The organism is Sphaerotilus sp., assembly GCF_031429695.1.
GTDB lineage: Bacteria > Pseudomonadota > Gammaproteobacteria > Burkholderiales > Burkholderiaceae_C > Sphaerotilus.
Genome location: NZ_JANPAB010000015.1, coordinates 29,768 through 50,724 on the forward strand (window position 1 = coordinate 29,768; position 20,957 = coordinate 50,724).

Below are 20,957 nucleotides of genomic sequence, written 5' to 3' on the forward strand. Positions count from 1 at the left end.
CCCCCCAACCTCGCCCGCAAGGAAGCACAACGGTGACAGACACGTCGGCAACGTCGGCATCCCCCCTGCGCGGGCGCATCCTGGTGGTGGACGATGACCGTCTGGTGCTGGCCACAGTCGTGCATGGGCTCACGCACGCAGGCTTCGACATCATCGACGCCGACAACGGCGACGATGCCATCCTGCTGGCCCGCCAGCACCGGCCGGACTTGGCGCTGCTGGACATCCGCATGGACGGCATGAGCGGCTACGACGTGGCGCACTACCTGCGCGAGGCGCTGCAGATTCCCTTCATGTTCCTGTCGGCGTTCTCGGACGAGGCCACGCTGGCGCGCATTCGCGCGCTGGGGGCACTGGCGCTGCTGGTCAAGCCGCTGGACATTGCGCAGCTGGTGCCGGCCGTGGCGTTGGCACTGGATGTCGTGCGTGAGCGCGCCTCCGGGCAGACCGGGGCGCCGGCCTCGGCGCCTGGGCACGGTGTGTCCGCTGCCCAGGCGGTATCGACCGAGCCGGCGGTCCTGTCCACCGTGGTGGCGATGGCCGTCGGCATCGTCATGCACCGCTTCTCGCTGGCCCGCGGACCTGCGCTGGCGCGGCTGCAGCGCCTGTCGGCACAGGAGGGCCGCGGTCTGGAGCAGACCTGCACCGCGATGGTCGAAGCGCTGGAGCAGCTCGCGTTGCCGGGTTCGCTCTGACCGAGCGGAAACCGGCGACTCAGCCCAGCGTGAAGTAGAAGCGTGCGCCTTCGTTGACCGCGGCTTCGGCCCGGATGTCTCCGCCATGTCGGCGGAGGATGCGGCGCACCGAGGCCAGCCCGACGCCCGTGCCCGGGAACTCGGTGGCCCCGTGCAGGCGCTGGAAGGCGCCGAACAGCTTGCCGGCGAAGCGCATGTCGAAGCCGGCGCCGTTGTCGCGGATGCAGAACTCGGTGCGCCCTGACGCTGTGGTCGCGCTGAAGTCGATCCGCGTCACCTCGCGCCGGGAAGCGTATTTCCACGCATTGCCCAGCAGGTTGTCCAGCACCGAGCGCAGCAGCACCGGGTCACCGTGTGCCGTCAATCCGGGCGCGATACGGATGTCGGCCTGTCGCTCGGGTGCCTGCTGGCGCAGCTCTGTCATCACCTGCTCCGCCAGCGCCGACAGGTCGACCGGCACCTGATCGATCGCCTGTGTCGACAGCCTCGACAGCGCCAGCAGCGAGTCGATCATGCTGTTCATGCGCGTGGCGGCACCGAGCACACGCTCCAGGTGGTCGTTGCCGACCCGGTCCAGCAGGTGGCCGTAGTCCTCGCGGACGATGCGCGTGAAGCCTTCGATGACGCGGATCGGTGCACGCAGGTCGTGCGAGACGGTGTAGACAATGGCGGCGCGGTCGTCGTCCACGAGCGGAGGGGCTGACGGGGCGGTCCCGGCGGGCGGGAGTGGCGCAGGCTGTGGCGGAGCGGCCTGCGCCGATGGGGGAAGCCAGAGGACACAGCAGTCCCCCGGTAACTCCAGACGCTGAATGCTCCCGGTCTCACCGAGGCTTTGCGTCAGCAGTTCCTGCACCATCCGGGACAGCGCTGGCGTTCCGGCGGCCGGCAGCGTGGCCTGCGCGGCGTTGTTGCAGGCCAGCAGCTGGGGGGCGGCATCGCGCAGGCGCACGAGCAGCGCAGGACCGGGCAGGCCGCGCAGCAGACGTGTCTGCAAGGCCAGCGATTGGGCGGTGGTGAGGCGCAGGCCGTCAGGTGGCGCGGGTGAGGGCGTCGGTGCGGGTGGCATGGCGCCGGCTCGCCACAGCCAGCCGATGGCCACCAGACCCGTGCCCAGCAGTGCCAGTGCCCCGCCCAGACGGAGAGGGACCGTGGAGGGGCTCAGAGATTGAGCCAGCCACTGAGTGGACACCAACAGGGCCAGCGCCGCCAGACACAGCAGCACGGCCCGTGTCGCAGGGCGCAGTCCGGACGCAGGGGGTGACAACATGTCAACGATTGTAGGGACAGGTTTCCTGTGGGCCCGTCGCTGTTGCAAGGACGCGGACACCACGGGCGAGACTTCGGCGAAATTACGCGATTGGGTGAACCGGTGCATCGGTGGAGCGGCTGGCTGCACCTATGCTTGGGCGCCCGATCTGAACAACTTCCTCCCCGACCGCCATGCTCCCGACCGACGATGCCCGCACGACCGACCACCCGTGGTCGCTCGACATCTGCGTCAGCACCGGTCCCGGTCGGCTCGGCGAGGAGGACGGGCTGATCACCGTGTCGGGCGCCGACGAGCCGACGCCGTGCATCTCGGACGAACAGGCCCAGACCCAGGCGCTGCTGCTGTCGCGCCGCCTGCACCTGGCGGCGACCTTGCAGGAGGGTTTGTGTCTGGTGGCGCCGGTGCTGCGCCTGTGGCTGCGCGCCAGCGGATCGTGTCTGCTGCGGGTGAGCGACTGGAGTGACGAGGGCGCGCTGGTGCAACCCTGGGCGCTGCTCGACAGTCCGACCGAGGAGTTGATCGACCTGGGCCAGATGGTCACCACCCACGCCAGCGAAGCGCCGCTGGGGACGTCGCTGGCGCTGCTGCGGCCGGTGCTCGCGGTGTTGTCGCCCGCGGCACTGACCCTGCCGTGGCGCCCGGCTGGCGTGCGCGAGGTGCTGGCACTGCCGGTCGTGCACCGGAACTGCGCCGTCGCCGCGATCGAGTTCCACAACCCGGCCGAATCGACGCCGGCACTGCGGCAGTTGCTCGAACTGGTCGGGCTGCACCTGGGCCATCTGGCGGCACGCGACGAGCAGGTGCGCGAGGCGGAGCTTTCCGCACAACGTCTGGCGCGGGTGGCCTTGCTGGCGGCACGGGTCGGGCGTGGTGCGGTCATCACCGACGCCGAAGGCGTCATCGAGTGGGCGCACCCGGCGTTCGTGCAGGCCACGGGCCACTCGCCGAGCAAGATCTGCGGCCGCACGCTGTGGGACGTGCTGCTCGGCGATGCCGACGACACGCGGCTGGCGCTGCTGCTGCGCGAATGCCTGACGCGCGGCGACGACTTCGTGCGCGAGTTCGTCGCCCGGCGCGGCCAGGACGACATGCTGCCCGGTGACCCCTACTGGCTGGAGATCGACGCACAGGTCGTCGTCGATGAAACCTCCGGGCGACCGCAGGTGGTCTGTGTCTGCCGCGACATCAGCGACCGCAAGGAGCGCGAGTTCGGCATCGACGAGGGCCGGGCGCTGCTGGCGGTGCTGACCGAGCACATCCCGATCAGCCTGGTGGTGCTGGATGCGCAGAAATTCCGGGTCGTCTCGCTGAACCGGCATGCCGAGCTGGAGTTCTCCGCCCACAGCGCACAGGTCGGCGGCTGGGACCTGGACGAACTGCTGGGGCATGGCGTGCAGCAGCGGGTGCAGGTGTGCCTGACACGGGCGGTGGACAGCCACGATGCCATCGAGCACGAGTTCGAACGGCCCACCGCTGACGGTGACCGGGTCATCAGCGCCCGCTACGTCGCGGTACGCAACCGGCTGGGGCGGCCGACAGTGGTGATCTGCCAGTTGCGTGACGTGACCCAGCAGCGCCGCGACGCGCAGCAGCTGCGCGAGTCCGAGGAGCGTTACCGCGAGCTGGTCGAGTCGATCGACGAGGGGGTGTTCGTCACCGATCCGCGCCGCGACAGCTACTTCTACATTGGCGCGCGGGTGTACGACATGCTGGGGCTGGTGGCATCGCAGGTGCTGCCGCACGCGGAGTTGCTGCCGATGCGGGTGCTCCCGGAAGATGCACCCTTGCTGGAACAGCAGCGGCTGGACGAACCGCACTCGGTCAGCACGGACGTCACCGTGCGCATCCGCCATCCGCAGCGTGGCGTGCGGTGGCTGCGCCAGCGCACGCGCACCCGGGTGCTGCAGGACGGTGAAATCCGCGTCTACGGCCTGATCGACGATGTCTCCGAGGAGCGTGAGCGCGAGCTGCAACTGCAGGCCGCACGTGACGCCGCCGAGGCCGCCAGCCGCGCCAAGAGCCAGTTCATGGCGACGATGAGCCACGAGATCCGCACCCCGATGAACGGGATTCTTGGCATGACCGAGCTGCTGCTGGGCACCACGCTCAATGCCCGCCAGCGCCGCTTTGCCCAGGCCGTCTACCGCTCGGGCGAGAGCCTGCTGGAGATCATCAACGACGTGCTCGACTTCGCCAAGATAGAAGCCGGCAAGCTCGAACTTGCGCTGTCGGAGTTCTCGCTGCGCAGTGTGGTCGAGGACACGCTGGAGCTGCTGGCGCCGCGGGCACACGAGAAGGGCCTGGAGCTGAGTTTCCGCGAGGCCCCCGGCTTGCCCTCGACGGTGGCGGCCGATCCGCTGCGGCTGCGCCAGGTGCTCACCAATCTGGTGTCCAACGCGATCAAGTTCACCGAGCACGGCGAGATCACGGTGGACCTGCACCATGCGCCGGCGTCGGTCGCGGGCAATGTCCTGCTGGTGTTCACGGTGCGCGACACCGGCATCGGCATCGCGACCGACATGCTCCCGCGCCTGTTCAACGCGTTCACGCAGGTCCACGTCGGTCTGGCGCGGCGCTACGGCGGCACGGGGCTGGGTCTGGCGATTTCGCGCCAGCTGGTCGAGCTGATGGGCGGCGCCATCACCGTGCGCAGCCAGCCGGGCATCGGCTCGGCGTTCAGCTTCACGCTGCCTGTGGGTGCGGGCACCGGGGATGCGTCGATGACGCAGGGCCTGGGCGACACGACCACCATGCCCAGCATCCGTGTGCTGGTCGTCGATGACCATCCCACCAACCGCACGGTGCTGGAGAACATGCTCACCGCCTGGGGCCTGCGCGTGACGCTGGTGGGTGACGGCGAGCAGGCACTGCAGCTGCTGCGCACGCTGCCGCTGGATGTGCCGCCGTTCGATCTGGCGCTGATCGACTGGCACATGCCCGGGATGGACGGTATCGAGCTGGCGCAGGCGCTGCGCTCCGAAGGTCTCATCGGCCAGACACCGCTGGTGCTGCTGTCGTCGGTGGCCGCACCCGACGATGTGCGGGTGGCGCAAGAGGCCGGTTTCGTGCGCTTCATCCACAAGCCGGTGCGCAAGGCCGAGCTGCGGCAGGCCATTCTCGGCATCGCCGCTGCGCGCCAGGAGGCCGAGGTGCACATGCCGCAGCTCGGTGCTTCGGTGCTGGTGGTCGAGGACAACCCGGTCAACCAGGAGGTGATGAACCAGATGCTGCAGCGCATGGGCTGCAGCGTGCGGGTGGCCGGTTCGGCGCTGGAGGGCCTGCGGGCGCTGTGCGAGGACCTGTTCGACCTCGTCCTGATGGACATCCAGATGCCGGGCATGGACGGGGTGGAGGCGTTGCAGTGGCTGCGGCGCGGCCCGACACCGCGTTTCACCTTCATCACGCCACCGCAGACGCCCGTGGTGGCCGTCACGGCGAATGCACTGGAGGGCGACGAGGAGCGCTTCCTGGCGCTGGGCTTCGACGCCTACCTGTCCAAGCCCTACCGGCAGGGCCAGCTGCTGGCGATGCTGGGGCGGTACGTCGGCGGGCGGCTGGGGCGGCGCGGGCAGGTGGAGATCGAGGCCGCGGCACGCACGGCACCGGGCGCGCTGGCCGCGCTGGAGGGTGAGCCACAGACCGACCCCCCTGCGGCCGAGCCGACCCTGTTCCTGGCGCTGGAAGAGGAGCTGCCGCTGCTGGATGCTGCGGCGATGCAGCGCCTGCACGACCTCGACCCGACCGGGCGCAACCAGCTGGTGCGACGGGTGATGCAGGCGTTCGACGCATCGATCAGCCGCCTGCTGCCGATGCTCGATCCCGGGCCGCTCGGGCTGGATCTGGCGTCTGTGCACCATGTTGCCCACACGCTGCGTTCGTCGTCGAACAGCCTGGGTGCGCTGCGGCTGTCGGCGCTCTGCATGGAGACGGAGCAGTCGCTGCGGCGTGGAGTCGGTGCGGCCGAACTCGCGCCGCAGCTCGATACCCTGCGCGGCGAGATGCAGCGCGTGCAGGACGGTGTGCAACACAGCCTGTCCAGACGGACCGATTGAGTGGGGACCCCCGATTGAACCGAGAACATCCTGCGATGGCGCCCGGCGCTGAACGCCAGCCCCGCATCCTGCTGGTCGATGACGACGAGGTGAATCTGCTGCTGACCGGGGCCGCGCTGCGCGAGCGCGGCTTCACGGTCCATGAGGCCAGCGGCGGACGGGCTGCGCTGGGTCTGCTGGCCGACTGGTCGCCGGACGTGCTGGTGCTGGATGCGGTAATGCCCGGCATGGACGGTTTCCGCACCTGCGAGGCCCTGCGCGATCTGCCCGGCTTCGAGCTGATGCCGGTGCTGATGCTGACCGGACTGGACGACGAGGCCTCGATCGAGCGCGCCTTCGACGCCGGTGCGACCGACTTCTTCGTCAAGTCGCACCACTGGAGCCTGCTGGCGGGACGCCTGCGCTACCTGCTGCGCACCTCGCACATCCAGATGGAGCTGCTGCGCAGCCGCGCCAAGCTGGCCCGCGCACAGGATCTGGCGCGCATGGGCAGCTTCGACTGGCGCCTGGGCGGTGGCCTGCACCTGGAGCCCGAGGCGCTGCGGGTGATCGGACATGGTTCACGGGTGCCGCTGTCGGTGCCGGAGGTGATGCGGTTGCTGGTGCCGGGAGCGCGGCGGGTGATGGCGCCGCTGCTGCGCGATGTCGTGCGGCACAGCACGGTGCTCGACAGCGACGTGACGATCCGCCTCCCCGATGGCCGCGAGCGCATCGTGCATGTCGAGGCCGAACCCGAGTTCGATGACCAGGGCAGTCTGTGCGCCTATACCGGCATCCTCCAGGACGTGACAGACCGCCGGCTGATCGAGGACAAGATCCGCCATCTGGCCAACTTCGACGCGCTCACCGGTCTGCCCAACCGGCGCCAGCTCATCTGGCGTGCCGAGCGCGCGATGGAGCAGGCGCGCCGCATGGGCCACGGCTTCGCGTTGCTGCTGATCGACCTCGACCGCTTCAAGAACATCAACGACACGCTCGGTCACGGACAGGGCGACGAGCTGCTGGTGGAGATCAGCCGGCGTTTGCGCACCTGCGTGCACCACTGTGACCAGATCGCCGACATGACCATCGACGCGACCGTGCTGCGTTCACACCGCTCGCTGGAGGCGGTCGGCCGGCTCGGCGGGGACGAATTCGTGGCGCTGCTGCCCGAAGTCGACGACGAGGCCCACGCGGTGCAGGTGGCCCAGCGTGTGCTGGCGGCGATGCGCGAACCGGTGGTGCTGGGCGGGCGCGAATACTTTGTCACCGCCAGCGTCGGTGTGGGGCTGTTCCCGCGCGACGGGGTCAGCGTGGTCGATCTGCTGCGCAACGCCGACGTGGCGATGTACGCGGCCAAGGCCGCCGGACGCAACGCGCTGCAGGTCTATGGGCCGCATCTGGCGGGCAAGGGCATGGAGCGGCTGGAGCTGGAGAGCGCGCTGCACAAGGCGATCGATCGCAACGAGCTGGTGCTGCACTACCAGCCCAAGGTCCGCGTCGGTTCGTCCACCGTGGTGGCCGTGGAGGCGCTGATGCGCTGGCGGCGCGACGGTGTGCTGGTCCAGCCGGGCGAGTTCATCCCGCTGGCCGAGGAGACGGGGCTGATCGTGCCGATGAGCGAATGGGCCATCGGCGAGGTCGCACGCCAGATCGGTGTCTGGCGGGATGTGCATGACGTGGAGCTGAGCGTGGCGGTGAACTTGCCGAGCCGGGCCTTCGAACGCTCGGATCTGGTGGATCTGGTGCGTACAGCCACCGAGCGGCATGGTCTGGCGCCGCGGTCACTGGCGCTGGAGATCACCGAAACCGGTTTGATGAAGAACCTGGACCGCGTCATTCCGGACCTGCACCGCCTGACCCAGATCGGCGTGGAAATCGCCATCGACGATTTCGGCACCGGCTACTCCTCGCTGGCCTACCTGACCCAGTTGCCGATCAGCGAGCTGAAGATCGACAGGTCCTTCGTCCGCGACCTCGGCGTGACCAGCCAGAGCGCGGCAGTGGTCACGGCTGTCATCGCACTGGCGCGATCACTGGGTCTCAAGGTGGTGGCCGAGGGGGTCGAGACACCCCTGCAGCGTGATGTGCTGTTGCGTCTGGGCTGCGACGAGATGCAAGGCAATCTGTTTGCCTGTGCGATGGCACCGGAGGAGTTGATCCGGTGGCTGCCTGCGTGGTCATCCCGGCGGGTTACCCCCTAACATGAGGGGGTGTCTGCGGACTTAGTGCCGCAGCATGTTGCCGAACTGAAAAAAGCAGGCATTTTCTCTGAAGACAATAGAAGCTCCAATCCCATGGTCGCCTGCCATGCTGCCCGATGTACATCGACCGTTCCCTTCCTGATGCGCTTGACGCCCGAGTGCCTGAACTGCCTCGCGGGATCCCTGCGTTCAGCTCTGCCGGGGGACTGCCCATGAACCACCCTGTCGACTCCGGTGGCGTGTTTCCGCAGGCCCCGCAATCGGTGCCGGTCTTTGTGGCCGCACTGGCCGAACCCCTGCTCGCGGTGCTGTGTCTGCTGTTGTCGTCCCTGTGGCTGGGACAAGCGATGGACCGCTCGGTGATGCTGCTCAGCGTGTTCACCATGACGCTGATGTTCCCCGGCACCAACCGCTTCTACGAGCGTCCGGCCAATTCTGCGGTCGACATCGTCGCCGCCTGGGCGGCGGTCGTGGCGATCCTCTTCCTGTGCGGCTATGCGTCGGACAGCCTGCGGTTTTTCCGCCAGGACGTGGCGGCGGTCTGGGTGGTGAGCACCCCGGTGGCACAACTGGCGTTTGTGCTGGCCGGGCGCTGGTGGATGCGCTGGTACGCGGCGCAGCCGGAGCACCGGCGCCCGGCGGTGGTCATCGGTGGTGGTCCGCTGGGGGCCAAGGTGGCCGAGGCGATCCAGGCGCGTGCTCCTTACGGCCACGACCTGGTCGGCCACGTGGAAGACCGCAGCCTGGACCGCTGCGATGAGCGCACCCGCGTGCGGATGCTCGGTGGACTCGACGATCTGCCCGCGCTCATCCGCCAGCACCGCATCAAGGACGCCTACATCACCTTCGCCCTCAGCAGCCAGCCCCGCATTCGCCAGATGGTTTCCGTGCTGCAGGACGCGGCCGTGTCGATTTACCTGGTGCCGGATGTGTTCGGCGTCAACGTGATCCAGGGGCGCATGCGCAACATGGATGGCGTGCCGGTGGTCAGTCTGCTGGAAAGCCCTTTTGTGGGCCTCAATGGGCTGGTCAAGCGCCTGTCCGACATCGTTCTGGCGAGCCTGATCCTGGTGCTGATCGCCCCGGTGCTGCTGGCCGTGGCCATCGGTGTGAAGCTCAGTTCCCGTGGTCCGGTCATCTTCCAGCAGCGCCGCAACGGGCTGGACGGCGACGAGATCGTGGTCTACAAATTCCGCTCGATGCGGACCATGGACAACGGCACCGTGGTCAAGCAGGCCACCCGCGGTGATCCGCGCATCACGCCGTTCGGTGCCTTCATCCGCCGCACCTCGCTGGACGAGCTGCCCCAGTTCATCAACGTGCTGCAGGGCCGCATGAGCATCGTCGGCCCGCGCCCGCACGCGGTGGCCCACAACGCGCAGTACCGGCCGATCATCCGCTCCTACATGGTGCGCCACAAGGTCAAGCCCGGCATCACCGGCTGGGCGCAGGTCAACGGCTGCCGCGGCGAGACGGACGTGGTCGAGAAGATGGCTGCGCGGGTGCACTACGATCTGGAGTACCTGCGCAGCTGGTCCCTCGGGCTGGACCTGCGCATCATCGCGCGGACGGTTCGGCAGATGTTCTTCGACCGCAGCGTCTACTGATCTCTGATATCCCATTCACACCCCAGGCAGGACTATGCACAACATGACCCTCACCCAGCCCAACTCCTTGCGCCCGCTGGCGCTGACCCTGGTGGGCTTCGCCTGTCTGGCTGCTGGCAGCGCCCGTGCCGAGACCAGTCCTTACTACATTGGCGCCTCGCAGCGCTTCGCGCACAACAGCAACGTGTTCCTGAACACCGATGCGCTGGCGAAGTCCGACACGATCTCCTCGACCGGCGTGCGGCTTGGCATCGACCAGCCCATCAGCCGCCAGCGCCTTATTGCCAGTTTCAGCGCCAACGCGAACCGCTACAGCAGCCTGAGCGCCCTGAACAACACCGACTACGCCCTCGACACCCGACTCGACTGGGAAACCGTTGACCGCCTGTCGGGCAATGTGGCGCTGTCGTCGCGCGAGAGCCTGCCGACCGATGCAGCGGCACTGTCCTCCGGGCTGCGCAATCTGTTGAAAGTCAACAGCGCCAGCGTGCAGGCGAACCTCGGGCTGGTGACGATGTGGAGCTTCGACGCCGGCGCCGCGGTGTCGCGCGCAAGTTATTCGGAAGCGGTCTACGCGCGCAACAACACCAACCAGATGTCGATCAACGCGGGTGCCCGGGTCACGCCGGCCAGCGGTCTGACGCTGCGGGCTGGTCTGCGCCATGCCAACGTCAGCTATCCCAACGCCAGCAACGACGTGCGCCGCAATGACCTGGACTTCTCCGCCACCGTCAATCCCGGAGGGGCCAGCGTGTTCAACGGTCGCATCAGCCTGACCCGCGAGCACCAGTCCTTGGTCGACCGGAACCTCAGCAACTGGACCGGCGCGCTGGGCTGGAACTGGAAACCCACCGGCAAGCTGTCCACCAATCTGAGTCTGTCGCGTGACTCCAGCAATGGCAGTTATGACTTTTCGACCGGCACGATCAACGTTGGCTCGTCCAACAGCACGATCGCCACGACGCTCGGGCTGACCACCCAGTGGGAGGTGACGTCCAAGATTGCCATGGTCGGCAACCTGTCGCACGCCCGCCGTTCGCTGGACAATTCGCTGACCATTGGCACAGGCGTGACCCCTGCTTCGGCCAGCGACAGCACCAACAGCCTGGGCTTGAGTGTGCAGTACGCCGTGCTGCGCAATGTGGATCTGGGTTGCGGCGTGACCTGGAGCGAGCGCAGCGTCTCGTCGACTGGTGCTACCGCGTTGACTGCGCCGTACAGCGCGACGACGTACAGCTGTTTCGGTCAGGCACTGCTGCGTTGAGCTGCGGATTCTGCGGCTGAACCAACGGGCGCCTTGGCGCCCGTTGTGCTTTCAGGGCCGTCCGATGGAGTGGTAGGTCAACCCGAAGGAGCGGATCAGTTCTGGCTCATAGAGGTTGCGGCCGTCGAAGACGACCTTGTCCTTGAGGCTGTCACGGATGGCCTCGAAGTCGGGCGTGCGGAACTCTTTCCACTCGGTGACGATCAGCAGCGCATCGGCCCCTTCGAGCGCCTGCTTCTGCCCGGCGGCATAGCTCAGTCCCTCCCAGCCCACCATCACGCGCTGGGCTTCCGCGGCCGACACCGGGTCATAGGCCTGCACCTTCGCACCGCGCTTGAGCAACTCGGCGATGATCACCCGGCTCGGGGCTTCCCGCATGTCGTCCGTGTTCGGCTTGAACGCCAGACCCCACACCGCGAAGGTCTTGCCCGAGAGGTCTTCGCCGTACTGCGCGACCACCTTGTTCACGAGGACCATCTTCTGCTCCTCGTTGACCTCTTCGACCGCCTTGAGCATCTTCGACGGGATGCCCATCTCGGCCGAGGTCATGGCGAGCGCCTTCACGTCCTTCGGGAAGCACGAGCCGCCGTAGCCAGCGCCCGCATACAGGAAGTGCGTGCCGATGCGCGGATCGCTGCCGATGCCCACGCGCACGAGTTCGATGTCCGCGCCCACCTTCTCGGCCAGCCTTGAGAGCTCGTTCATGAAGCTGATCCGTGTGGCCAGCATCGCGTTGGCGGCGTACTTGGTGAACTCCGCGCTCTTGACGTCCATGATGAACAGGCGGTCGCGGTTGCGCACGAAGGGCTGGTAGAGCGCCCGCATCAGCAGGATCGCGCGCTCGTCTTCGGCGCCGACCACCACGCGGTCCGGGCGCATGAAGTCGGCGACGGCCGCACCTTCCTTGAGGAACTCCGGGTTCGAGCAGACCGCGAACTCCATCTCCGACAGGCCGCGCTTGGCCAGCTCGTCGGTGACGGCCGCACGCACCTTGTCGCCGGTACCCACTGGCACCGTGCTCTTGTCGACGATCACCTTGAAGTCGGTCATCGTGCGGCCGATGTTGCGGGCCGCGGCGGTGACGTACTGCAGGTCGGCCGAGCCGTCCTCGTCCGGCGGGGTGCCCACGGCGATGAACTGGATCGTGCCGTGGGCGACCGAGCGCTCGATGTCGGTGGTGAACTCCAGGCGGCCGGCGGCCACGTTGCGGCGCACCACGTCGAGCAGGCCCGGCTCATGGATCGGAATGCCGCCGTCGTTCAGGATCTTGATCTTGGCCGGGTCCACGTCCAGGCACACCACATGGTTGCCCATCTCCGACAGGCATGCGCCTGTCACCAGTCCGACGTAGCCGGTGCCAATGACGGTGACTTTCATCGCTTCTCTTACCTTCAGGTTGCTGAGTGAATCCTGTGTTGTAGCCGATCGTGCTGCCAGCACGACGCTTTCTGCCCTGGGTGCCTGCGCATGGTCGACCTGTAGCGTTCCAAGGTCACGACTGCGCGCAGTGCCGAACGCTGAATCGGGCGAGTGTAGTCGTGTCGGAAGGCGTGAATCCAGGCCAAAGGCTGAAGCGCTGTCACCTCGTAGTTTCCCTATCCCCCATCGTCCCCCCCTTGGAGGGAGGCGCAAAAACATCTGTTTCGATCGATGATGCGAATGAGCGATAAATGTGAAAAAACTGCGAATATCCGATTTCTAGCGGTGCAGGGGAGCTTAAAAATGTCAGCAATCAGTAAAATTAGGCGTCATCGACGCCTCTTTGTGGCGGGACTCGGGGCCGTAGGGGCCTGGTTCGGTGCGGTCTGGCAGGCCGTCGCGCAGACGGAGCCAATCGATCAGGTCCGGGTAGGCCGGAGTTCCGGCGTGCTGCTGGCGCGGATTGCCGAGCCCGAGGTCGATCCCGCCGGCTTCCTGGTCAGCGAGAAGTTCGACGGCGTGCGGGCGCTGTGGGATGGCCGCACGCTGCGCAGCCGCACTGGCAAGGTGCTGGAGGCGCCCAAGGATTTCACTGCGCGCCTGCCGCCCGAGGCGCTAGACGGCGAGTTGTGGCTGGGCCGGAATCGTTTCGACGAGGTGTCGGCGCTGGTGCGCAGGCGCCGCCCGGAGCTGGGTGCCTGGCGCGAAGTGCAGTTGCTGGTGTTCGAGATGCAGCGCGCTGGTGGGCGCTTCGATGAGCGGGTCGAACGCATCCGGGCGATCGTGGACCGTGTGCAGTGGCCACAATTGCACGCGGTGGTGCAGTCGGTGGTGGCGGACCGTGCCGAGTTGAAGGCTCGGCTGCACACGGTGCTGGAGGCCGGCGGCGAGGGACTGATGCTGCACCGTGCCGATGCACCCAACCTCGGCGGACGCAGCGAGGTGCTGCTCAAGCTCAAGCCGGTCCACGACGACGACGCGCTGGTGATCGGGCACACGCCGGGGCAGGGCCGCCTCGATGGCTTGCTCGGCGCCTTGCAGGTGCGCAATGCGGACGGGGTCGTGTTTCTGGTCGGATCCGGCTTTACCGACGAGCAGCGCCGTGTTCCGCCGCCCATCGGCGCGCTCATCGTCTACCGCTTCCGCGGCCAGACCAGCCACGGCGTGCCGCGCTTCGCCAGTTTCGTGCGCCGCAGCGATGCGTTCTGATCGGCGGCGTTTTCCTGATCGGTTAAGGTGCCGCCCATGGCTGATTTCACCTACTTTTGGCACGACTACGAAACCTTCGGGCGCGTGCCACGGCGCGACCGCCCCGCCCAGTTCGCCGGTATCCGCACCGATGCACAGCTGCAGGAGATCGGCGCGCCGGTCATGGCCCACTGCCAGCCCGCGCCGGACTATCTGCCCGATCCCGAGAGTTGTCTCCTGACCGGCATCCTCCCGCAGCACTGTCTCGAACACGGCCTGCCCGAACACGCCTTCGCCCGCGCCATCGAGGAGCAGCTCGGCCAGCCCGGCACCATCGGCCTGGGCTACAACTCGATCCGCTTCGACGACGAAGTCACGCGCCACCTGTTCTGGCGCAACCTGATCGACCCCTACGCGCGCGAGTGGCAGAACGGCTGCGGGCGCTGGGATCTGGTGGACCTCGTGCGCTGCGCCTGGGCGCTGCGGCCGGATGGCATCGTCTGGCCGCGCCATGAAGATGGCCGCCCGTCGTTCAAGCTCGAACACCTGACCGCCGCCAACGGCATCGCCCACGAAGCGGCGCACGACGCGCTGTCCGACGTGCGCGCCACGCTGGCGCTGGCCCGGCTGATCCGCGACCGCCAGCCGCGGCTGTTCGAGTTCTGTCTGGCCCTGCGCAAGAAGGACGCGGTGGCTGCCGAGATCGACCGCGCCCAGCGCCAGGGGCAACCCTTTCTGCACGTGTCCGGCATGTACGGCGCCGAGCGCGGCAATCTGGCGGTGGTCTGGCCGCTGTCCACGCACCCGACCAACAAGAACGAGCTGATCGTCTGGGATCTCGCCCATGATCCTGCAGAACTGCTCGGCCTGAGTGCGGCGCAGATCCGCGAGCGCCTGTTCACCCGCACCGATGCGCTGCCCGAAGGCGTCACGCGGCTGCCGGTCAAGACGATCCACCTCAACAAATCCCCGGTCGTGATCGCCAACCTCAAGACGCTGTCCACCGAGCGCGCCGCGCACTGGGGCATCGACATGGCGCAGTGCCTGCGCCACGCCGAAACGGCCGCGTCGCAGGTGCGTACGCTGGGGGGCATCTGGCAGGAGGTCTATGCCCGGCCAGTGGTGGAGGGCGCACCGGCCACCGATGTCGATGAAGACCTCTACGGGGGCTTTCTCGACAACGAGGACCGCCGCCGGCTGGTGCGCCTGCGTGGCCTCAAGGCGGACCAGCTGCCTTCTGGACGTGCGCCGGCCTTCGATGATCCGCGCCTGGACGAGCTGTTCTGGCGCTACCGTGCCCGGAATTTCCCCGAGACCCTGACCGACACCGAGCGCGAACGCTGGCAAGCCCACTGCGCCGACCGTTTGCTGGACGGGCAAGGTGGCGCGCAGACGGTGGCGCAATTCTTCGAGCGCATCGACACCCTTGGTCAGGCGCACGAGGACGATGACCGCGCCCAGGAGATCCTCGGCGCGCTCTACGACTACGCCGAGCAGATCACGCCGACCCGCGACTGAGTCGGCGAGCGGCGCGGCTCAACGCTGGCTGCGCGCCTTGCGTTTGTCCACCTCCAGGAACTGCGCCTTGAGCAGCATCATGAGTGAGCGGGCATCCGCCTCGCTCATGCTCAGCACGTGGGCCGGCTCCTGGCCCTCCGGGGTTGCGCGCGGTACCAGCAGGGCGTCGAGCTTGATGTTGACCAGCCCGTGGTGGCTGGCGGCCGCCTTGTAGCGTTGCACTTCGATGGTGTAGGTTTTCATCCCGGTATTCTCCCGTTGTTCTACACCCCGTTTTCGACCCAGAAAGATTTTCCAGATGTCCATCCAGTGGTTTCCCGGTCACATGCACCTGACCAAGAAGGCCATCACCGCGCGTGTCAAGGACGGCATCGACGTGGTGATCGAATTGCTGGACGCCCGCGCGCCCGGCTCCAGTGCCAATCCGCTGCTCGCGGAATTGACGCAAGGCAAGCCGGCGCTCAAGGTGCTCAACAAGCAAGACTTGGCTGACCCCGTGCGCACTGAGTTGTGGCTGGACCACTACAACAGCTTGCCCGAGACGCAGGCCCTTGGTCTGGACGCCAGCATCACCGCCCCCGCGCAGCGCCTGATCGCTGCCTGCCGCACCCTGGCGCCGCTGCGCGGCGGCATGGCCAAGCCGATGCGCGTGCTGATCTGCGGCATTCCCAATGTCGGCAAATCGACGCTCATCAACACGCTGGTCGGCAAGCGCGCGGCCAAGACCGGGGATGAGCCCGGCATCACCAAGCTGGAGCAGCGCATCGCCCTGGCGAGCGACTTCTACCTGTACGACACCCCCGGCATGCTCTGGCCGAAGATCACGATCGAGAAGGGCGGCTACAACCTGGCCGCCACCGGTGCGATCGGCCGCAATGCGCTGGATGAGGAACTGGTCGCCGTCGAGCTGCTGGCCACGCTGCGCCGCGACTATGCGGGGCAGGTCGAGGCACGCTACAAGCTGACCGACACCGAGGCGCTGAACGACGAGGAGCTGCTCTCCGCCATCGGCCGCAGGCGGGGCGCGGTGTTGGGTGGCGGCAAGATCAATCTGCAGAAAGCGGCCGAGATCGTCATCCACGACTACCGCAACGGCATCCTCGGTCGCATCACGCTGGAGACGCCCGAGGAGTTCCTGGTCTGGGCGGCCGAGGCCGAGATTGCCGAGCAGGCCCGCCAGGAGCGCAAAGCGCGCAAGGGAAAACGTGGTGGGGCGCTGCTGGCGTCAGACTCTGCCGAACCGGAGGTGCCCGATGAATTCGAAGAACCTGCCGAGTGATTTTTCACTTCCAGTGGTGGTCGAGATGTCCAGGGCGTAGCACACGCCTTGTCTGTAAACATTGCGTTCAGTTTCAAGCCATCGCGTGTTCAGACAGGCGTTCAGGGGGGCGATAACCCTCAACCGGTCTCCTAGACTGGTCCTCAACGCACAACGTCAGGACACCCCGCCATGAGCCACCAACGCCCCTCGGACCTTCGAAATCGGTACGCATGGGTTGATTTCGCCAAGGGTTTTTGCATCGTCGCCGTGGTGGCCATGTGGATCGCCGGAACGATGCAGGGGCATGTGGCGAAGGGGCAGGCCGGCTGGCTCGGGTACTTCGTCGTGTTTGCCAAGCCGTTCCGAATGCCGGATTTTTTCCTGATCTCCGGGCTGTTCCTGTCGCAGGTGATCGACCGGCCGTGGAAGCACTATCTCGACACCAAGGTCGTGCACTACCTGTACTTCTTCGTGCTCTGGACGCTGATCGTCCTGCCGGTCACCTGGCTGCTCGGCCATGACGCGCCGACCAGCATGGGCGATGCCGCGACAGCACTGCTTTACCACCTGTACGACCCGTTCGGCATGCTGTGGTTCATCATGATGCTGTCGGTCTACTTCGTGGCGACGCGCCTGCTGCGCCAGGTGCCGGTCTGGATCCTCCTACCGGCGGCGGTGCTGCTGCACCTGTTCCCGCTGCACACCGGCGTCTACCACATTGACCGGTTCGGGATGTTCTTCCTGTTCTTCTACGTCGGCCACGTGTTCTCCGGCCGCTTCTTCGCGCTGGCCGACTGGACCCTCGAACACCGCCGCACCGCCATCGCCGGGCTGCTCCTGTGGGCGATGGCCAATGCGGTGCTGGTCAAGCTGGCGCTGACGGAGCATCTGGCGGTCAATCTGCTGGCGGGCTTCATGGGCATCAGCGCGGTGGTGGTGATTGCCGCGCTCGTGTCGTCGCACCGATGGGCGGGCTGGCTCAACACGCTGGGCAAACACTCGATCGCGGTCTACCTGGGCTTCTACCTGCCGATGCTTGTCATCGTGCCAGCCCTGCAGGGCTCGCCGATCGGCCGCAGCCCAAGTCTGGTCGCGACCATTTCCATGGTGTCAGTCATCGCGATCGCAATGGGGGCCTACCACCTGTTCAACCGGATCGGGCTGACGTTCCTCTATGACCGGCCGAGCTGGATGCGTCTGGTGCAGCCGGGACAGCGGCCGACCTCGCGGCAGGCAAAAGTGCCGAACGGCTCGGTGGCTTCCTGAGCGGAAAAGGTTCTGAATGCCGTTTGGCGGTGTTACGATCGCCAAATGGCAAACACCCTCCTCGATGCCCGCAATGCTGTGCGCCAGGGGCTGCCGTTCTCGGTCTTCGAGTCGGTCGCCACGCAACTGGACATGGCCCCGCAGCAGATGACGCAGGTGCTCGGCATTCCACTGCGCACCTTGGCGCGCCGCAAGACCGAGCACCGCTTCACGCCGCAGGAGTCCGACCGGCTCTACCGCCTGACCCGCGCGGTGCAGCTGGCCACCGAGGTGCTGGGCGATGCCGACAAGGCGCGCCGCTGGCTCAAGTCGCCAAACCGCGCACTGGGTGGCGAGGTGCCTTTCGATCTGCTCGACACCGACATCGGTGCGCACCAGATCGAAGAGGTGCTCATGCGCCTCAACCACGGCATCTTCAGTTGACAGCGGGCTGTGCATGAAGGTCTGGCGCATCTGCCGCCAGCCGTTTGTCGCCACGGCGCTCGATGGCATCGGCGGGCTCTATGCCGGCGGCCGTTGGCACCGCCGCGGCCGCCCGATCGTCTATGCGGCGAGTTCTGCGGCGCTGGCCGCGTTGGAGGTGCTGGTCCACGTCGATCCGCTCGACGCGCCGGACGACCTGCGCCTGCTGATGCTGGAGGTGCCCGACGACCTGCTGATCGAGCAGCTCGACATGGCCGTGCTACCTGCGCGCTGGGCGGCGGTCCCCGCGCCGGACGAACTCGCCGCCCTCGGCAGTGACTGGCTCGCCAGCCGGCGCGGTGCGGCGCTGAGCGTGCCGTCGGCGGTGATTCCAATCGAGCGCAACCTGCTGCTCAACCCGCTGCACCCGGACACGCTGCGGGTGCGGATCGTCGGGGACACGGCCTTCACCTTCGATCCGCGGTTGATGTAGCTGGGGGGACTCAGGGGTACAGCCCGCGCTCCTGCCTCGCCATCAGGATGCGCTCGCAGGCCACGGCGAAGGTGGCGGTGCGCAGCGTGATGCGGTGGCGGTCGGCCATGTCCCAGATCTTGCGCAGGGCCTCGACCATGATCTTGTCGAGGCGAAGATTGATCTCGTCCTCGGTCCAGAAGAACGACGAGAAGTCCTGCACCCACTCGAAATAGGACACCGTCACGCCGCCCGCGTTGCAGATCACGTCCGGCACGACCAGGATGCCCCGGTCGGTCAGCACGTCGTCGGCGTCGAACATCGTCGGGCCGTTTGCGCCTTCGAGCACCAGCCTGGCCTTCAGGCGGTTGGCGCGGGCGACGGTGATCTGGCCTTCGAGTGCGGCCGGGATCAGGATGTCGCAGTCCACGTCCCAGAACGCTTCGTCGTCGATCCGCTCGGCGCCGGTGAATGCGCCCACGCCGCCGTCGCGCCGCACGACCTCCATCAGATTGGCCATGTCCATGCCGCCTGCGTTGGCGATGGTGCCGGTGTGGTCCTGCACGGCAACGACCTTTGCGCCCGCGCTGGTGAAGAGTTCCGCCGCCGCGGAGCCGACGTTGCCGAAGCCCTGCACCGCGATGCGCGCGCCATCCAGGTTCAGCCCGATGCGCCGCGCGGCCTCCCGCCCGGTGACGAACACGCCGCGCCCGGTCGCCTTGACCCGGCCGAGCGAGCCACCGAGGTGGATGGGCTTGCCGGTGACGACCCCGCTGGCGGTGGCACCGATGTTCATCGAGTAGGTGTCCATCATCCAGGCCATGATCTGCGGGTTGGTGCCCACGTCCGGCGCCGGGATGTCCTGCTGCGGGCCGATGATGAAACCGATCTCGCTGGTGTAGCGGCGCGTCAGGCGCTCCAGTTCCTTGTGCGAGAGCTGGCGCGGATCGACCCGGATGCCACCCTTGGCCCCGCCGTAGGGCAGGTTGACTGCGGCGTTCTTCACCGTCATCCACGCCGACAGCGCCATCACCTCCTCCAGCGTCACGTCCGGGTGGTAGCGCACGCCGCCCTTGCCGGGGCCGCGGCTGAGGTTGTGCTGCACGCGGTAGCCCTCGAAGTGGCGCACCGAGCCGTCGTCCATCTCGATCGGCACATCGACGATCAGCGCCCGCTTCGGGTGCTTGAGCGTCTCGGACCAGCGGGCGAGCGGGCCGAGGTAAGGCAGGACGCGATCGACCTGGAGCAGGTAGGTGCCCCAGGCGCTGTGGGCCGAAGGAGTGATGTAGGACAGCGGTGCATGCATGAAAAAACCTCGTCTGTTGGAGCTGGGTGGAAGACGGATCACGGCTCGGACCGGGTGGGTCTTGCGCGATGCCGTCGTTCGACGTGACTCTAGGGGGGCGGCTTTCGATGCGCCTGCCGGAGTCATGCGTTCTGTGCATGACCCTGAAGGGACAGTGTGCTGCGCTGTACGTGCCGGCAAGTTCCGGCTATTCGGGTCAACCCCCGAACTCGTCACCCAGTTCACGCGCCCGCGTCTGGGCAGCCTGCAGCGCGGCGATGAAGCTCTCCTGCATCCCGGCGGTGTTCATCGCGGTCAGTGCGGCGTAGGTGGTGCCGCCTTTCGAGGTGACACGTTCGCGCAGCGTGGCCGGGGATTCATCGGAGCGGCGGGCGAGTTCGGTGGCGCCGCTGAAGGTGGCGAGCGCGAGCTGCTTGCCCTGCTCGGCGGTCAGGCCCATGCGCTCGGCGGCGGCGACCATCGCCTCGATGAAATAGAACACGTAAGCCGGGCCGGAGCCGGACAGCGCGGTCACGGCGTCCAGATCGACCTCGCGCTCGACCCACACCACATCGCCCGTCGGGGCCAGCAGCGCCTCGACCTGCGCGCGCTCGGCGGCGGTGACGGCGGGGCGGGCGTAGAGGCCCGAGATGCCCTGGCCGATCAGCGCGGGCGTGTTCGGCATGGAGCGCACGACGCGGTCGCTGCCGGTGGCGCGGGCGATGGCGTCGCTGCGGATGCCGGCCATGACCGACAGGTGCAGCGCGCTGCTGACGTGGGCGGCGCAGGGTGCGGCGGCTTCGCTGAAGCTCTGCGGCTTGACGGCCCAGACGACGGCATCGGCTTCGGCCAGGGTCGCGTCCGCGGCGGCGATCGTGCGCACGCCGAAGTCGCGCTCCAGGCGGGCGCGCTGGTCGGCGTTGGGGTCGAGGACGATCAGGTTGGCGCCAGGGGTGCCGCTGCGGACGAGGCCGCCGAGGATGGCGGTGGCCATGTTGCCGCCGCCGATGAAGGCGAGGGTGGGGTGAGTGGGGGCGGTGGGGTGTGTCATGGCGGCAGTTTACTGAGCCGCCAT

16 protein-coding genes are annotated in these 20,957 nt (G+C 67.5%); 11 read left to right on the forward strand and 5 right to left on the reverse strand.

The features are described from left to right. The first annotated feature begins 32 nt into the window (after nucleotides 1–32). On the forward strand, nucleotides 33–695 hold the full coding sequence (locus RMP06_RS03500; RefSeq protein WP_310460390.1) for a response regulator: 663 nt from the start codon (nucleotides 33–35) through the stop codon (nucleotides 693–695). A 19-nt stretch (nucleotides 696–714) separates the two neighbouring features. Here the strand turns inward: RMP06_RS03500 and RMP06_RS03505 are convergent, their stop codons facing one another. Further along, nucleotides 715–1,962 (reverse strand): sensor histidine kinase, encoded by a 1,248-nt coding sequence (locus RMP06_RS03505; RefSeq protein WP_310460391.1) that lies wholly within the window; start codon nucleotides 1,960–1,962, stop codon nucleotides 715–717. A gap of 173 nt (nucleotides 1,963–2,135) precedes the next feature. Here RMP06_RS03505 and RMP06_RS03510 point away from each other — a divergent pair, with 173 nt between their 5' ends. The 4 genes from RMP06_RS03510 (at nucleotide 2,136) to RMP06_RS03525 (ending at nucleotide 11,071) form a co-directional block, all read left to right on the forward strand. After that, nucleotides 2,136–6,017 carry a PAS domain-containing hybrid sensor histidine kinase/response regulator gene (locus RMP06_RS03510; protein ID WP_310460392.1) on the forward strand — a complete coding sequence of 1,294 codons (3,882 nt, stop codon included), beginning with the start codon at nucleotides 2,136–2,138 and terminating at the stop codon, nucleotides 6,015–6,017. A 35-nt stretch (nucleotides 6,018–6,052) separates the two neighbouring features. After that, nucleotides 6,053–8,200: a putative bifunctional diguanylate cyclase/phosphodiesterase gene (locus RMP06_RS03515; RefSeq protein WP_310460393.1), complete on the forward strand. Its 2,148-nt coding sequence runs from the start codon at nucleotides 6,053–6,055 to the stop codon at nucleotides 8,198–8,200. A 212-nt stretch (nucleotides 8,201–8,412) separates the two neighbouring features. Then, nucleotides 8,413–9,807, forward strand: a complete 1,395-nt coding sequence (locus tag RMP06_RS03520; protein WP_310460394.1) for an undecaprenyl-phosphate glucose phosphotransferase — start codon at nucleotides 8,413–8,415, stop codon at nucleotides 9,805–9,807. A gap of 43 nt (nucleotides 9,808–9,850) precedes the next feature. Further along, on the forward strand, nucleotides 9,851–11,071 hold the full coding sequence (locus RMP06_RS03525; RefSeq protein ID WP_310460395.1) for a porin family protein: 1,221 nt from the start codon (nucleotides 9,851–9,853) through the stop codon (nucleotides 11,069–11,071). A gap of 51 nt (nucleotides 11,072–11,122) precedes the next feature. Here the strand turns inward: RMP06_RS03525 and RMP06_RS03530 are convergent, their stop codons facing one another. Continuing rightward, the gene (locus RMP06_RS03530) at nucleotides 11,123–12,448 is read right to left on the reverse strand and encodes a UDP-glucose dehydrogenase family protein (protein ID WP_310460396.1); all 1,326 of its coding nucleotides are present in this window, start codon (nucleotides 12,446–12,448) and stop codon (nucleotides 11,123–11,125) included. Nucleotides 12,449–12,937: 489 nt separating this feature from the next. Between RMP06_RS03530 and RMP06_RS03535 the strand changes: the two genes are divergently transcribed. Both RMP06_RS03535 and sbcB read left to right on the forward strand, forming a co-directional pair. Further along, nucleotides 12,938–13,699, forward strand: coding sequence for a DNA ligase (locus RMP06_RS03535; RefSeq protein ID WP_310460397.1), 762 nt, complete (start codon nucleotides 12,938–12,940; stop codon nucleotides 13,697–13,699). 36 nt (nucleotides 13,700–13,735) lie between these two features. Next, entirely contained in the window at nucleotides 13,736–15,196 is a 1,461-nt protein-coding gene (sbcB, locus tag RMP06_RS03540) for an exodeoxyribonuclease I (protein ID WP_310460398.1), read from the forward strand. A gap of 18 nt (nucleotides 15,197–15,214) precedes the next feature. Here the strand turns inward: sbcB and RMP06_RS03545 are convergent, their stop codons facing one another. Then, nucleotides 15,215–15,439, reverse strand: coding sequence for a hypothetical protein (locus tag RMP06_RS03545; protein ID WP_293994232.1), 225 nt, complete (start codon nucleotides 15,437–15,439; stop codon nucleotides 15,215–15,217). Between the two features lie 55 nt (nucleotides 15,440–15,494). Between RMP06_RS03545 and ylqF the strand changes: the two genes are divergently transcribed. The 4 genes from ylqF (at nucleotide 15,495) to RMP06_RS03565 (ending at nucleotide 18,618) form a co-directional block, all read left to right on the forward strand. Next, on the forward strand, nucleotides 15,495–16,475 hold the full coding sequence (gene ylqF, locus RMP06_RS03550; RefSeq protein ID WP_310460399.1) for a ribosome biogenesis GTPase YlqF: 981 nt from the start codon (nucleotides 15,495–15,497) through the stop codon (nucleotides 16,473–16,475). 171 nt (nucleotides 16,476–16,646) lie between these two features. Continuing rightward, nucleotides 16,647–17,723, forward strand: a complete 1,077-nt coding sequence (locus RMP06_RS03555; protein WP_310460400.1) for an acyltransferase family protein — start codon at nucleotides 16,647–16,649, stop codon at nucleotides 17,721–17,723. Between the two features lie 45 nt (nucleotides 17,724–17,768). After that, on the forward strand, nucleotides 17,769–18,146 hold the full coding sequence (gene parS / locus RMP06_RS03560; RefSeq protein ID WP_310460401.1) for a type II RES/Xre toxin-antitoxin system antitoxin: 378 nt from the start codon (nucleotides 17,769–17,771) through the stop codon (nucleotides 18,144–18,146). Between the two features lie 13 nt (nucleotides 18,147–18,159). After that, on the forward strand, nucleotides 18,160–18,618 hold the full coding sequence (locus RMP06_RS03565) for an RES family NAD+ phosphorylase (protein ID WP_310460402.1): 459 nt from the start codon (nucleotides 18,160–18,162) through the stop codon (nucleotides 18,616–18,618). Nucleotides 18,619–18,628: 10 nt separating this feature from the next. On the opposite strand, the gene RMP06_RS03570 is transcribed toward RMP06_RS03565, so the two are convergent. Both RMP06_RS03570 and proC read right to left on the reverse strand, forming a co-directional pair. Beyond that, complete coding sequence (locus RMP06_RS03570; RefSeq protein WP_310460403.1) at nucleotides 18,629–19,903, reverse strand: Glu/Leu/Phe/Val family dehydrogenase; 1,275 nt, start codon at nucleotides 19,901–19,903, stop codon at nucleotides 18,629–18,631. Between the two features lie 196 nt (nucleotides 19,904–20,099). Continuing rightward, nucleotides 20,100–20,933 carry a pyrroline-5-carboxylate reductase gene (proC, locus tag RMP06_RS03575; RefSeq protein WP_310460404.1) on the reverse strand — a complete coding sequence of 278 codons (834 nt, stop codon included), beginning with the start codon at nucleotides 20,931–20,933 and terminating at the stop codon, nucleotides 20,100–20,102. Between the last annotated feature and the right edge of the window lie 24 nt (nucleotides 20,934–20,957).

Coding starts and splice junctions, on each gene's coding strand:
- proC (WP_310460404.1), bottom strand. CDS start 20,933: ATGACACACCCCACCGCCCCCACTCACCCCACCCTCGCCTTCATCGGC.
- sbcB (WP_310460398.1), top strand. CDS start 13,736: ATGGCTGATTTCACCTACTTTTGGCACGACTACGAAACCTTCGGGCGC.
- RMP06_RS03515 (WP_310460393.1), top strand. CDS start 6,053: ATGGCGCCCGGCGCTGAACGCCAGCCCCGCATCCTGCTGGTCGATGAC.
- ylqF (WP_310460399.1), top strand. CDS start 15,495: ATGTCCATCCAGTGGTTTCCCGGTCACATGCACCTGACCAAGAAGGCC.
- RMP06_RS03570 (WP_310460403.1), bottom strand. CDS start 19,903: ATGCATGCACCGCTGTCCTACATCACTCCTTCGGCCCACAGCGCCTGG.
- RMP06_RS03505 (WP_310460391.1), bottom strand. CDS start 1,962: ATGTTGTCACCCCCTGCGTCCGGACTGCGCCCTGCGACACGGGCCGTG.
- RMP06_RS03530 (WP_310460396.1), bottom strand. CDS start 12,448: ATGAAAGTCACCGTCATTGGCACCGGCTACGTCGGACTGGTGACAGGC.
- parS (WP_310460401.1), top strand. CDS start 17,769: ATGGCAAACACCCTCCTCGATGCCCGCAATGCTGTGCGCCAGGGGCTG.
- RMP06_RS03520 (WP_310460394.1), top strand. CDS start 8,413: ATGAACCACCCTGTCGACTCCGGTGGCGTGTTTCCGCAGGCCCCGCAA.
- RMP06_RS03565 (WP_310460402.1), top strand. CDS start 18,160: ATGAAGGTCTGGCGCATCTGCCGCCAGCCGTTTGTCGCCACGGCGCTC.
- RMP06_RS03555 (WP_310460400.1), top strand. CDS start 16,647: ATGAGCCACCAACGCCCCTCGGACCTTCGAAATCGGTACGCATGGGTT.
- RMP06_RS03545 (WP_293994232.1), bottom strand. CDS start 15,439: ATGAAAACCTACACCATCGAAGTGCAACGCTACAAGGCGGCCGCCAGC.
- RMP06_RS03510 (WP_310460392.1), top strand. CDS start 2,136: ATGCTCCCGACCGACGATGCCCGCACGACCGACCACCCGTGGTCGCTC.
- RMP06_RS03525 (WP_310460395.1), top strand. CDS start 9,851: ATGACCCTCACCCAGCCCAACTCCTTGCGCCCGCTGGCGCTGACCCTG.